General features: G+C 28.8%; 14 protein-coding genes and 1 pseudogene. 11 read left to right on the top strand and 4 right to left on the bottom strand.

What is annotated here, in order from left to right; genetic code table 11:
• Window positions 1-5: 5 nt before the first annotated feature.
• Window positions 6-866 carry a ParB/RepB/Spo0J family partition protein gene (locus CLCHR_RS16055; protein WP_079440839.1) on the top strand — a complete coding sequence of 287 codons (861 nt, stop codon included), beginning with the start codon at window positions 6-8 and terminating at the stop codon, window positions 864-866.
• 39 nt (window positions 867-905) lie between these two features.
• Window positions 906-1,412, top strand: coding sequence for a DUF4446 family protein (locus tag CLCHR_RS16050; protein WP_079440838.1), 507 nt, complete (start codon window positions 906-908; stop codon window positions 1,410-1,412).
• A 192-nt stretch (window positions 1,413-1,604) separates the two neighbouring features.
• On the opposite strand, the pseudogene CLCHR_RS24490 reads toward CLCHR_RS16050, so the two are convergent.
• From CLCHR_RS24490 to CLCHR_RS16020, 4 genes and pseudogenes are all read right to left on the bottom strand, one after another.
• A pseudogene (locus tag CLCHR_RS24490) lies at window positions 1,605-3,217 on the bottom strand (IS1182 family transposase).
• A 1,194-nt stretch (window positions 3,218-4,411) separates the two neighbouring features.
• Window positions 4,412-4,987: a spore protease YyaC gene (gene yyaC / locus CLCHR_RS16030; RefSeq protein ID WP_079440834.1), complete on the bottom strand. Its 576-nt coding sequence runs from the start codon at window positions 4,985-4,987 to the stop codon at window positions 4,412-4,414.
• Window positions 4,988-5,105: 118 nt separating this feature from the next.
• Entirely contained in the window at window positions 5,106-6,263 is a 1,158-nt protein-coding gene (locus CLCHR_RS16025; RefSeq protein ID WP_079440833.1) for an aminotransferase class V-fold PLP-dependent enzyme, read from the bottom strand.
• 9 nt (window positions 6,264-6,272) lie between these two features.
• Window positions 6,273-6,920 (bottom strand): LysE family transporter, encoded by a 648-nt coding sequence (locus tag CLCHR_RS16020; RefSeq protein WP_079440832.1) that lies wholly within the window; start codon window positions 6,918-6,920, stop codon window positions 6,273-6,275.
• A 165-nt stretch (window positions 6,921-7,085) separates the two neighbouring features.
• Here CLCHR_RS16020 and CLCHR_RS16015 point away from each other — a divergent pair, with 165 nt between their 5' ends.
• From CLCHR_RS16015 to rplI, 9 genes are all read left to right on the top strand, one after another.
• Window positions 7,086-7,328 (top strand): putative Se/S carrier protein, encoded by a 243-nt coding sequence (locus CLCHR_RS16015; RefSeq protein WP_079440831.1) that lies wholly within the window; start codon window positions 7,086-7,088, stop codon window positions 7,326-7,328.
• 15 nt (window positions 7,329-7,343) lie between these two features.
• Window positions 7,344-8,195 carry a mechanosensitive ion channel family protein gene (locus CLCHR_RS16010; protein WP_182629469.1) on the top strand — a complete coding sequence of 284 codons (852 nt, stop codon included), beginning with the start codon at window positions 7,344-7,346 and terminating at the stop codon, window positions 8,193-8,195.
• 42 nt (window positions 8,196-8,237) lie between these two features.
• Window positions 8,238-8,432, top strand: coding sequence for a DUF951 domain-containing protein (locus CLCHR_RS16005; protein WP_079440830.1), 195 nt, complete (start codon window positions 8,238-8,240; stop codon window positions 8,430-8,432).
• A gap of 101 nt (window positions 8,433-8,533) precedes the next feature.
• The gene (rpsF, locus tag CLCHR_RS16000; protein ID WP_079440829.1) at window positions 8,534-8,821 is read left to right on the top strand and encodes a 30S ribosomal protein S6; all 288 of its coding nucleotides are present in this window, start codon (window positions 8,534-8,536) and stop codon (window positions 8,819-8,821) included.
• Window positions 8,822-8,834: 13 nt separating this feature from the next.
• Complete coding sequence (locus CLCHR_RS15995; protein WP_079440828.1) at window positions 8,835-9,281, top strand: single-stranded DNA-binding protein; 447 nt, start codon at window positions 8,835-8,837, stop codon at window positions 9,279-9,281.
• Between the two features lie 23 nt (window positions 9,282-9,304).
• Window positions 9,305-9,565: a 30S ribosomal protein S18 gene (gene rpsR, locus CLCHR_RS15990; RefSeq protein ID WP_008419001.1), complete on the top strand. Its 261-nt coding sequence runs from the start codon at window positions 9,305-9,307 to the stop codon at window positions 9,563-9,565.
• 171 nt (window positions 9,566-9,736) lie between these two features.
• Window positions 9,737-10,057, top strand: a complete 321-nt coding sequence (locus CLCHR_RS15985) for a MazG-like family protein (protein ID WP_079440827.1) — start codon at window positions 9,737-9,739, stop codon at window positions 10,055-10,057.
• 21 nt (window positions 10,058-10,078) lie between these two features.
• Window positions 10,079-12,019 (top strand): DHH family phosphoesterase, encoded by a 1,941-nt coding sequence (locus tag CLCHR_RS15980; RefSeq protein ID WP_079440826.1) that lies wholly within the window; start codon window positions 10,079-10,081, stop codon window positions 12,017-12,019.
• Window positions 12,020-12,021: 2 nt separating this feature from the next.
• Window positions 12,022-12,468 (top strand): 50S ribosomal protein L9, encoded by a 447-nt coding sequence (rplI, locus tag CLCHR_RS15975; RefSeq protein ID WP_079440825.1) that lies wholly within the window; start codon window positions 12,022-12,024, stop codon window positions 12,466-12,468.

Raw genomic sequence — 12,468 nt, 5'->3', positions numbered from 1 at the left:
ATAAGATGGCAAAAAAATTTACTTTAGGAAAAGGATTGAGTGCTCTTATACCAGAAGAACCAGAAAATGATGTGGAACAAAGCAGCAGGATATTGGTTTCAATAAATAAAATTAAAAGTGATGATGAACAACCAAGAAAGCTTTTTGATTCTGAGAAGATTGCTGAGTTAGCAGAATCAATTAAAGTTCATGGAATTATCCAGCCATTAATATTGAAGAAAAACTCTAATGAACAATATACTATTGTAGCAGGTGAAAGAAGGTGGAGAGCAGCTAAAATGGCTGGAGTAACAGAAATACCTGCCATAATGATGGAACTAAGTGATAAGGATACTTTAGAAATATCTCTTATAGAAAATATTCAGCGTGAAGATTTAAATCCAATAGAGGAAGCAGTAGCTTTTAGAAAGCTATTAAATGATTTTGAAATAACTCAAGAAGAGTTAAGCAAAAGAATAGGAAAATCAAGAGTTGCTATAGCTAATACAATTAGATTGACAAACTTAGATGAAAGAGTTCAGCAGTATATAATTGAGAGTATACTTTCAGAGGGGCACGGAAGAGTTCTTCTTGCGATTAATGATAAACAAAGACAGTATGAAGTGGCACAACAGGTAATTGATGAAAAATTATCTGTTAGAGAACTTGAGAGATTAGTAAAAAGAATTAATGATGATGTTGAAAAGGATAGGCTTAATAGTAATACTGGTGAATTAAATCCATATTATAAAGAAATAAAAAATCAACTTCAGAATTATTTTGGAACGAAAGTAAATATTTCAAATAAAAAAAATAAAGGAAAGATAGAGATCGAATATTATTCGGAAGAAGATTTGCAAAGGATATTAGATATTATTAATATATAATGTTCCACGTGAAACAATTATGAAAGGAATGACATAAAATTGGATATGCTAATTAACACAATTAATGAGATAACGCCATATTTAATGGGTGGAATGATGATAATAATAATATTATTATTTATAATGGTAGTAGTCTTATTTAAGGCAGTAGGAAGAGTGGAAAATAGATATAGAAAATTTATGAAGGGGACTAATAACATTAACATTGAAGAAATGCTTTTAGATCGTCTAAAGACTATTGAAGAAGCAAAAGAGACTTCTGATAAGGCTATTGATGAATGTAAAAGATTAGAAATAAAAATGAAAGATTGTATTCAAAAAGTTGCAATCATGAGATATAAAGCTTTCGAGAATGTTGGTAGTGATTTAAGTTTTTCGATAGCTATGTTGGATGATAAAAATGATGGTGTTATCTTAACAGGAATATACGGAAGACAAGAAAGTACAACATATGCTAAACCTATTGACAAAGGAATATCAAGATATGATCTATCTGAAGAAGAACTATATGTTTTAAATGAAGCAGCAAATAAAGAAAGTAAATAAAATTAAATTTTATATATTATAGGTCACATATATTAAAGGGAGTGTCGCAAAATGATTAAATTTTAATCAGGAGCGATGCTCCTTTTCGGTTTAAACTAGTAAATTTCCAAATATTTAAAATCCAATATCAATTATTTGAATATTTCTGGCTTTTATGCGCACTCAAATAAGCCTAGTCACTTTACTCCATAATTAGGCAGTGGTTTTTAATTCATGAAGATAATTCTGAGTTCTTTCATTTTGTATTTTTGAATGTATTTTGTTAATGTTGTAACCAAACAAAGCAAAATAAACTCAGTTTGAACACTATTTTTTCCACGTGTTAAAAATCTATTGAACTCATAATCACTTTTCAGAACTCCAAATGCTCCTTCGACCTGAATAGATATGTTCATTCTTAATTTAGTTCCAAATTCAGTTGTAATATTTTTATAGGATATTTCACGCTTTTTCACAAATTTTTTTGAAACCTGCATTTTTCTATTTCCTTTTGCTTTTGTGCACTTTACTTTGTGATCGAAATTATCACAGTTTTCGCATTCATACACAGTTACTTCTGATTTGTATCAACTTGTGGATTTTCTATGGATAATAGAAGTGGGTATTAATTTTTTATGATTATGGCAAATATAAAAATCTGATTCAGAGTCATATTTCATATTTTCACGCTTACTTATGTCATTTTTAAAACTTCTTTTTTTCCACTTCTCATAAGTTTGTGGCTTTATATAAGGAGTTTGTTTACTTGATTCTAAAAGCAGATGATTTTCTTCACTTTCATAAACTGAATCTGCAATTACATTAAGATATTTAAGACCAATTTTTTCTTTCAAATTCTTAAGCATAGGTATTAAAGTAGCTATATCATTTCTATCAACAAATATTCCGACACCGGTTACGTATTCACTTTCAACTGCGATTTGCACATTATATGCAGGTTTTAATTGCCCATTTCTCATACGATCGTCTTTCATATGCATGAAAGTTGCGTCTGTATCAGTTTTGGAGTAACTATTTCTTTTTGAAAATATTTTTTTACTCAAATTATATTTTTCTTGTCTTTCTTTATATTCAGATAGTTGCTCAGTCCACTTTTGAATTTTAGTTTTTATTTTACCAATTCCGTGAACAAATTCTATGTTTCTTTTCTTTTTTTCATATACAAGCAGCCATTGAAGGATTTTATTAATATCATCTGTTAATGTTTCATTTTGAACAGTAAAATCTTTTAACTCTTCAAGGTTGATATTTTCAAAAAGAGCAAGAATTTTCTGAAACATTTTCCCTTCATTTTTTAAAATTGCTTTTTTCCAAACAAATGTATAACAATTAGCATTCGCCTAGATTTTAGTACCATCAATAAATGCATTTTCAAATAATATTTCCTTTTGATCCGCTAGATATTTAACTTGTTGATAAAACAAATCTTCAATCACTTCATTTGAAAGATAGTCTTTACGAAATCTGCTAATTGTAGCATGATCAGGTGCTTTTAATCCTTGAAGTAACCATCTGAAATTTATATCTCTTCTACATGCTTTTTCTATTTTTCTACTTGAATAAATATTTTGAGAATAAGCATACGATATTATTTTGAACATGATTTTGGGTTCCACTGCCGGTTTTCTTCCAACGGAAGAGTACGCCTTATACAACTTTTTGTAATTTAATCCCTCCAATACATGGCTTAGCAAGCGGACAGAATCATCTTCTGGTATTAAGTTTTCTAAATTTAATGGTAATATAAGTTGAAAATTATCATTAAACTCATTATAATTTTTAATGTATGATTTAGTTAGTCGCATAATTTAATTATACAATCAATGTGAGTTCTTCGGAATTCACATTTTTTTATTTCTATAAAAAAATGAGCTGCTACAAAACTAACTATGTTAGTTTTGCAACAGCCCCTTTTTAGTTACTATAACATTGTAAATATATAAATGAATCTTTAGATTTCTGATATTGTAAATACAGATATCGTATACGTAAAATTTATATGTAATTTAATATAAGTCAATTTAACGACAAATTGCAATATCAAATACCATAGCATACCTAGTTTTACATTCTTAAAGATTAGAAGTACGTAAAATAATTTGAGTATTATGGAATTTTATGCTATAGATAGAATTACCAACACAAGCATCATGATAACTATGAATTACGTTGTATTTAATTTACGGTATAATTCTAAAATAGCTACACGCTAGGGGCTTAAAAGTATTATAAGAGTATAAAAGATACGTTTTATAAACAGCTTCTCCTACATTAGCAAAGTAAATTTTAACATAAGCCTTGTTTTATTTAGATAGTGGCTCCATTCTCCATTTCATTTTTAATAGAATTTATTAATAAATTCAGCTCTTTTGATTTTTTGCATGCTGATAATCAGTCTTTAAAGTAAGTTGGATCATACGTTTTTGGAAACTCAAGTTTTAATTTTATGTGATTCAGTTTTATTATTTGTGTAGCCCATAGTGTTTATCAGCCATGTATGTTTTTGTTTAACTATAGAATCGTAATGAAGAATAATCAACTATTAATTTTTCATAGCTTGGTTTAATTGTGCAACTAGTGATATCTTTACTTTTTAATAAAATATAAATATATAATCACATAATTTGAGGGTGAAGATAGAAACACAATATTTTAAGGCTGATAATAATTAAATGATATTACAATTATAGATATAGATAAAGATTCTTTGAAAAGTAATAATTTTATGATAGAAGAGTAATTTATACTATTAGGTAAAATTATTAGTGACTTTTAAAAGTGTTTCACGTGAAACAATAAAGTATTAAGTTAATAGAAGAAAATATTGTTTCATGAATTTGATTATTAATTTAACCATACTTTACAAAACAAAGACGAAAGAGGCTTATATTAAATATAAAAATAAGCTATAAATAATATCAAGTAAAATTTATAGAGCATTTCAAATTATATGTAAATTTAATATTTATATAAAGTATAAGTAGAAGATAATTGAAAATTTATATAGAATATTTTTCAAAAGTATTTTTATCAGTACTCTTGAGAATAAAGTAATATATGCCCCTTGAAATAGAATCTGCTAAGTTCATTACTGTATTTAAGCGTGTGTTTTGTAATACTAGAAAATCAAAACTTCCCGATATGTTAACTATGCCAGTTATACTCATTTCTCCGACAGATGGAAGATTTTTATTCAATGCTAAGCCAGGAAGAAGAGGTTTTTTTTGTATAAATATCTTTCCAATATTATTTATAGAACCCAAACAGGAATCAATAGCTATTATGTATGGATTGTGAAAGGTTAAGTTGATTTCATCCAAAATATTTACTATGTTTCTTGCGTGAACTGGATTTTCAAGTGTGCCATAAATATATATATTATTTTTTGAAAAGTACTTAAGTTTATGTCCTACTAATGGACCAAGAGAATCTCCAGTTGATCTATCACTACCAATGCATATAAATATGATAGGTCTCTTTTCTTCAAGAATTGGTTGTAATTCAGTAAATAAATAATCTTTAATCTTTATGTAGGAGTTAAGTGAAGCTGAATTTACAGAAAAACTTTCGCACATAAAAGAACCTCCTTTTATTAGATTTATTTCCAATAAAAAAAGGTTTTATTCATTAGTTTTATAATTATTAATTCAATAAAATAATAATTAGCGATAATGGCTCCATAAAAGGTCTAATTTAGTTTATTAAATTAGTTACAATTTTATTTAAAGCGTTAAGAGTATAATCGATTTCCTTTTTTGTAGTAAAATAGCTAATGCTCAATCTTACAGTGCCTATTGGATAAGTGCCTATAGTTTTATGTGCTAATGGAGCACAATGTAAACCGGCTCTAGTTTTAATTCCATGATCATCAAGGTAATAACTTAATTCAGAAGAATCTAAAGCCTTAGCATTTATGGAAACGCAAGTTGATAACCTTTTTCCAGATAAGTCTCCATAAACCTCAAGTTCACTTATATTTAATAAACCGTCAATAAGATTTTTCATTAGATCATGATTATGTTCGTATATGACATTTAGGCCTATAGAATTTATGTATCTAATTCCTTCAGCCAATCCTATTATACCTGGAAGATTATGAGTCCCGCATTCAAATTTATCAGGTAAAAAGTCGGGTTGATCTAAAGATGATGAAAGGCTTCCGGTACCACCATGTAACAAACTAGAACAGGATTCATTAAATTTTGAGTCGAGTATGAAGCCTCCTACACCCTGTGGTCCTAATAAGCTTTTATGCCCTGTAAAGGCTATTGCATTAGCTTTAATCTTTTTCATATTAAGATCCAAGACTCCAGCTCCTTGAGAAGAATCAATAACAAAGAATACTCCATGTGAGTTACAAATTTCACCTATACTATGTATATCTTGAATTGATCCGGTGACATTTGATGCTTGAGTTATTACAACTAATTTTGTTTTGCTTGTAATTTTACTTTTAAAATCATCAATATCAAGGAATCCTCTAGAATCAGCATTTACTATATCTAACTTAATGTTAAGGTGTTCTTTACAAAAAGAAAGTGGTCTAATAACAGAATTATGTTCCATGGATGAAGTAATTACATGATCTCCAGGATTTAATATTCCTTTAATTAACATATTTAAAGACATAGTAACATTGCCTGTAAAAATTACATTACTAGGAGAGTCATATCCGAAAAAGTTACAGACGCTTTCTCTAGCATCATATAGATATCGATTACTTTTAAGAGAATTATTATAGTTACCTCGCCCAGCATTACCACCTACATTAAGCATATATTCATACATACTATCAATAACTTGTTTTGGCTTAGGAAAAGTAGTTGATGAATTATCTAAATAAACTTCCATTATTCACCTCTAAAAAATAAATTTATATATTCCCCAAATCATAAATATTATGCCTAGTATGAGAAGGAAATAATCTAAGATTTTTGAAGTATTATTTGTGAAACCAGGTTTTAACCGTTTAGAACCTTTGCTTACTAAAATGTTCAAAAAACAAAACCATGTTATACTTCCAATTATCATAGAAGAAATAGAAAAAAAGAAATATATTCTTCCGTGATGCCTCCAAACATTGAAAATTGTACCACTAAGAGCAATCCACAATGAAGGAGTAGTGGGGTTCAAAAATGTTATCAAAAATCCAGTTAGGAAAGAATTAGAAGCATGGCTGTAAATTGATTTTTCGAGTTTAGAGTTTGTATTTTTGGATTTTGAAGATATTCTATTGGCCAAAATTAAAACAAATCCAGAAACTATCCAAAATAAACTATGAAATTTAGGATTTGCAGTTAGTATAGTAAGTAAACCCAGATTTATAATTATTATATATATAATATCTGCAGATACAGCACCAAGAGATACCTTAAAACCTTCTTTAAAGCCCTTTGACATGGAACGGCTAACAGATTCAAGACCTGATGGTCCTAATGGGATAGAGGCCATAAAACCTGTAAAAAAACCTATTAATATAGCTTGTAATATATTAATTACTGAAAACATCATATTCTCCTTTAAGTTACATTTGTATATTATTATAAAATAAAAAGTACTTTTTTTCATTAAAATTACGAAGTTTTTATTTTAAATACAATCTTACCTTTATAAAGTAAAAAAAATATATATAATATAAATTATAGTATAACAGTATAAGAAGGTGGTGCAAACATGAATTATTATATCATAGTGTTTAAAAATACATATGATGCTATGGCAGCAGAAAAGAAACTAAAAGAGTTAGAATATGAATTTAAAATTATGCCTACACCGACATCTATAACTATGAGTTGTGGAATATGTGTTAGGATAGATAAAAAAGATGACATTGATGAAGTAATAAATAAAAATATACTAGAATATAAAAATGTATATTTCAGAGATAATGGAGGATATGCATTATTTAGTGAGTAGAAAGGGGGAGTATATTTGCATGATAATTATCTAATAAAGTTACAAGAAAGCTTTAAATTATATATAGAAGAGGCTATAAGTATTGAAACGCTTGAAATGGTTATAAGTAAGGGATTGAAGATAATTTTTGTAATCACTGCAATGTATTTTTCAATTAAAATTGGTAAGTATTTAATAAAGAAGTTTGTTGAAAGGCAAATTGAAAGTAATGCTGTACTTTCCTTAGATACTCAAAGAGCTAAGACTATAGGTGAAGTATTAAAAAGTATTTTAAAATACTCAGTATATTTTATGGGAAGTGCAATAATAATATCAATATTATTTGGTGCAGTATCATTTACTTTTGCAAGTATAGGCGGAGTTGCTGTGGGGTTAGGTTCACAAAGTTTAATAAAAGATTTAATTAACGGATTCTTTATTTTATTTGAAAATCAATTTGGCGTTGGAGATCATGTAACGATAGGAAGCTTTAATGGGATAGTGAAGAGTATAGGAATTAGAACTACTGTAATCACAGATTTTACTGGAGATATTCATTCAATTCCAAATGGGTCTATAGCCGGAGTAACCAACCATTCCAGAAATAATATTAGATTTGTAGTTGATTTGAATATTTCTCATGAAGAAGATGTGGAAAGGGTAATTGAAATTATTAAAACTGCCTGCAATGAGTTTAAAGATAAAAATGAAGAATATATAAGCGAGTCATTAGAAGTTACAGGTGTTACAGCATTAGGAGTAGCAAGCGTTACAATAAGAGTTGTAGGAAAAGCGAAACCATTAATGCAAGGAAAAATGGAAAATGAACTTAGAATGGCAATAAAATTGGCGCTAGATAAAAACAAAATAGAAATGCCAGCTTCATAAAATCCGATTAGTAGATAAAAATATAGGAAAGAGTGATAGGTAATGATAGAAAGTTTTAATCTTGGAGATATAGTAGAAATGAAAAAGCAGCATCCTTGTGGAACAAATCAATTTGAGGTAATAAGAGTAGGTGCAGATATAAAAATAAAATGTACTGGCTGTGGCAGAATAGTAATGATTCCGAGGGGAAAATTTAAAAAGGAAGCAAAAAAAATAGTAGTTGTTGCAGAAAATTAGAAAAAATACTTGATAATGATTATGATAGATGTTATAATCATTTATTGTAATCCCTGCTATGCAAAGCATAGCCGTTAGTCCGAGGGGAGGAGGTGAAATTAATGAGAAAGTACGAAACTATATTTATATTAAACCCATCATTCGATGAAGAAACAGTTAAAGCTAACATCGAAAAGTTTAAGGGTGTTATAGAAAATGGTGGAGGAACAGTAGATAACGTTGATTTCTGGGGTAAGAGAAAACTTGCTTATGAAATTAAAAAAGTTGGTGAAGGTTACTATACTTTAGTTAGCTTTACTGCTAGTCCTGAATTACCAAGAGAATTAGATAGAATATTCAGAATCACTGATGGTGTTATCAGACATATCATTGTTAATGAACAAGTATAAGGTGGTGTTGTAAATGAATAAAGTAGTTCTAATTGGAAGATTAACTAAAGATCCAGAACTAAGATTTACTCCAGGAAGTGGAGCAGCAGTAACAACCTTAACATTAGCAGTTGATAAATATAACACAAAAACTGGTCAAAAAGAAGCTGATTTTGTACCCGTAGTAGTATGGGGAAAACAAGCTGAAAGTACTGCTAATTACATGAGTAAAGGTAGCCAAATGGCTATTAGTGGTAGAATTCAAACCAGAAGTTATGATGCAAAAGATGGTACTAAAAGATATGTAACAGAAGTAGTTGCTACTGAGGTTCAGTTCTTAAGTAAAGGAAATGCGTCAGGAAATGCTGGAGCTAGTTTTGGTAACAGCAATGAATATTCAATGCCAATGAATGATGCATTCAGTGGTGGAGGTTTTGAAGAGGATATAACTCCAGTTGATGATGGAGATATGCCTTTCTAATTTTTGAGTAAGGAGGGAATAAGATGAGCAGAGAAGAAGGTAACAATAATAGAAGACCGGGCGGTAAAATGAGAAGATCTAGAAAAAAAGTTTGTGCTTTTTGTGTAGATAAAGCTGAATTTATCGACTACAAAGATATAAATAAGCTTAGAAAATATGTTACAGAAAGAGGAAAGATTCTTCCAAGAAGAATTTCTGGAACTTGTGCTAAGCACCAAAGAGAATTAACAGCTTCAATTAAGAGAGCTAGAAACATAGCATTATTACCATTTACAACAGAATAAAGGTAATAATTACAATCCCCCCTGAGAAATCAGGGGGTTTTTAGTATAGAAAAAAATAAAATGAAACTTTATGTTGTGGTAAAATTTAGTAAATGACCTATAAGTTCTTGCATTACTTCTAAAAAAAAACTAAAATAAGAATACAAGGGTTTTGAGAGGGGTGATAGGACTATGAGAAAAGATAATTTTAATATAATGACTAACATTAAAATTATAGAAGATTTAAAGGCACAACTTCTTTGTATAATAGGAGAGTTTTTTAAGCTTTTAACAAAAGGTAACAATATAGCCCGTGATTCCATTTTAGATTGCATTTCTAGCGCTATAATTGTACTTTATATCTTAGGCGAGAAATTGGGATATTCATTTGTAGATATTGATCATATTATGAAATCAAAGTTAGATTTGGGGATAAGGGCTGAAGATCAAGTAGAAAAAGAGGGTAAGAGCTTAAGTAAATTAAAACGTTATATTAGTGATAGAAGAGATTAAATATAACTTAGGAGGCTTTTTATGAATTGGATAACTATGCTTAAACGCTTGCTTAAGCCGGGACTGCTAATTATAGTTTTAACAATATTATTTGCATATAATTATATAGGCATAGGTATAATTATCCTTATAGTTTATTTAATAGATGATTTTTATCAGTTAAACTATTATTGGAAAAATCAAACAGATGCAAACGAATTTATAAAGAGCATAGATAAAGGAATATCTGATAATGTACTAAAATCTATTTATCCATTAGCATTAATAAAAGAAGATGGTGAAATGATATGGTGCAATAATCTATTTAAAACTCTGAAAACAAATAAAGAAGATCCAGAGAGAAATATTTTGAGTATAACTAGAGGAGTAAATTTAGATAATATATTGAAAAATGAAGAAAATTCGCATCAAAGATTAAGCATCAACAATAAGTTATATGATGTGTATGCTACATTTATTGAAACAAAAAATAAAGAGTATCTATATCTGCTGTCTTTTAATGACATAACCAAACTTATAGATTATGAAACTACTCAAGAAAGTATAATGTTGATTGAAGTAGATAATTTTACTGAAGTATTAGATAAGACTGATGAAAGTAATAGGCCCTTATTAGTTGCAGAAATAGAAAGAACAATAAATGCATATGCTAATAACTTGAAGGCAATGATTAAAAAGTATGATACGAATAAATATGTGCTATCAATTCAAGATAAATATATTGAAGATGAAATAAAGCAAAAATTCAATATAATAGAAGTAATTTCAGAAATAGATAAAGGAAATTCTATAGAAACTACGTTAAGTATAGGGGTTGGAAAAGGTGGCATGTCTCCACTTGAAAATTATAATAATGCAAATATAGCAAAAGAATTAGCATTAGGAAGAGGTGGAGATCAGGTTGTTGTTAAGACCAATAACGATATCAAGTTCTTTGGTGGAAATACTAAAGAGATAGAGAAAAGAACTAAGGTAAAAGCGCGGGTAATTGCTAGGGCTCTGAGTGAATTAATATATGAGAGTAGTAAAGTATATATAATGGGACATAAGAACCCTGACATGGATTGTTTCGGATCGGCAGTTGGATTAGCAAGTATAGTAAAGCAATTAGGAAGAAGTTGTAATATCATCTTAAGCAGTGATATTAATGCAATTGACTACTTCTTAAATAAATTAAATAAAGAGTCAAAATATGATGATTTATTTATATCAATCGAAGAAGCAAAAAATGAATTAGATAATCAAACTCTAGTAGTCATTGTAGATGTTCATAATAAAAGTTATATAGCCGATTTATCGTTAGTTGAGAAAGCTGAAAGAAAAGTCATCATAGATCATCATAGGAGAAGTCCTGATATGATAGAACATGATATATTAAATTATATAGAAGTGTATGCCTCATCTACGTCTGAGATGATTACAGAAATAATTCAGTATATGGTTGATAAGCCAAATCTGACAAGGACTGAAGCCGAAGGATTGCTTGCAGGTATTTTTATGGATACAAAAGGTTTTTCGTTTAAAACCGGTGTTAGAACATTTGAAGCTGCATCATTTTTAAAGTCTTTAGGTGCAGATACTATTGAAATTAAAAAGATGTTTACTGATGATTTAGAAGATTATTTACTTATTGCCGAAACAATAAAATCAGCAGAGGTGAATGAAAGTACTGCTATTGCAATAACGCCTAAAAATATAGATACTGTAATTATAGCCAAGGCGGCCGATGAATTGTTAAATATATCTGGAATTTCAGTTAGTTTTGTTTTAGGTGAAATAAATAATGATATATATATTAGTGGAAGATCAGTAGGAGATATTAATGTTCAAGTTGTATTAGAAGCACTTGGAGGTGGCGGCCACATGAATATTGCTGGTGTTAAAATATCAAATAAGACAATTGAAGAAGTGGTCATTGAATTAAAAGAAGCAATGAAAAAATACTTAAGGATAGGTGAATAAATATGAAAGTTATTTTATTACAAGATGTTAAGAAAATTGGGAAAAAAGGTGATGTTATTGAAGCATCTGATGGATATGCAAGAAACTTTTTATTTCCAAGGAAATTAGCTCAAGAGGCTAGTACTTCAAATATGCATATATTAAACAACAAAAAAGAAAATGAAAGAAAACAAAAATTAGCAGAACTTGAAGCAGCACAAAAATTAGCTGCAGAGTTAAAGGGAAAAGAAATCACAATAAAGGCTAAGACAGGCGAAAACGGGAAATTATTTGGTGCTATTACTAGTAAGGATGTTGTAGAATTAATTAAACAACAATATAAAATTGAGGTTGATAAGAAGAAAATTGTTATGGATACAATAAAATTAGCAGGCGGATATGAAATAGATGTTAAGTTATATCCAGAAGTTAGTACTAAAATGAAGGTGATTATTGTTCCACAAGAATAA

This window comes from Clostridium chromiireducens, assembly GCF_002029255.1.
Taxonomy (GTDB): domain Bacteria; phylum Bacillota; class Clostridia; order Clostridiales; family Clostridiaceae; genus Clostridium; species Clostridium chromiireducens.
The sequence above is the reverse complement of the archived record's forward strand: the minus strand, read 5'-3'. Positions and strand labels throughout refer to the sequence as shown.

What these genes read in the sequence shown, in the direction of transcription:
- CLCHR_RS16055 (WP_079440839.1), top strand. Translation starts at nt 6, where the DNA reads ATGGCAAAAAAATTTACTTTAGGAAAAGGATTGAGTGCTCTTATACCA.
- yyaC (WP_079440834.1), bottom strand. Translation starts at nt 4,987, where the DNA reads ATGTGCGAAAGTTTTTCTGTAAATTCAGCTTCACTTAACTCCTACATA.
- CLCHR_RS16025 (WP_079440833.1), bottom strand. Translation starts at nt 6,263, where the DNA reads ATGGAAGTTTATTTAGATAATTCATCAACTACTTTTCCTAAGCCAAAA.
- CLCHR_RS16020 (WP_079440832.1), bottom strand. Translation starts at nt 6,920, where the DNA reads ATGTTTTCAGTAATTAATATATTACAAGCTATATTAATAGGTTTTTTT.
- CLCHR_RS16015 (WP_079440831.1), top strand. Translation starts at nt 7,086, where the DNA reads ATGAATTATTATATCATAGTGTTTAAAAATACATATGATGCTATGGCA.
- CLCHR_RS16005 (WP_079440830.1), top strand. Translation starts at nt 8,238, where the DNA reads ATGATAGAAAGTTTTAATCTTGGAGATATAGTAGAAATGAAAAAGCAG.
- rpsF (WP_079440829.1), top strand. Translation starts at nt 8,534, where the DNA reads ATGAGAAAGTACGAAACTATATTTATATTAAACCCATCATTCGATGAA.
- CLCHR_RS15995 (WP_079440828.1), top strand. Translation starts at nt 8,835, where the DNA reads ATGAATAAAGTAGTTCTAATTGGAAGATTAACTAAAGATCCAGAACTA.
- rpsR (WP_008419001.1), top strand. Translation starts at nt 9,305, where the DNA reads ATGAGCAGAGAAGAAGGTAACAATAATAGAAGACCGGGCGGTAAAATG.
- CLCHR_RS15985 (WP_079440827.1), top strand. Translation starts at nt 9,737, where the DNA reads ATGAGAAAAGATAATTTTAATATAATGACTAACATTAAAATTATAGAA.
- CLCHR_RS15980 (WP_079440826.1), top strand. Translation starts at nt 10,079, where the DNA reads ATGAATTGGATAACTATGCTTAAACGCTTGCTTAAGCCGGGACTGCTA.
- rplI (WP_079440825.1), top strand. Translation starts at nt 12,022, where the DNA reads ATGAAAGTTATTTTATTACAAGATGTTAAGAAAATTGGGAAAAAAGGT.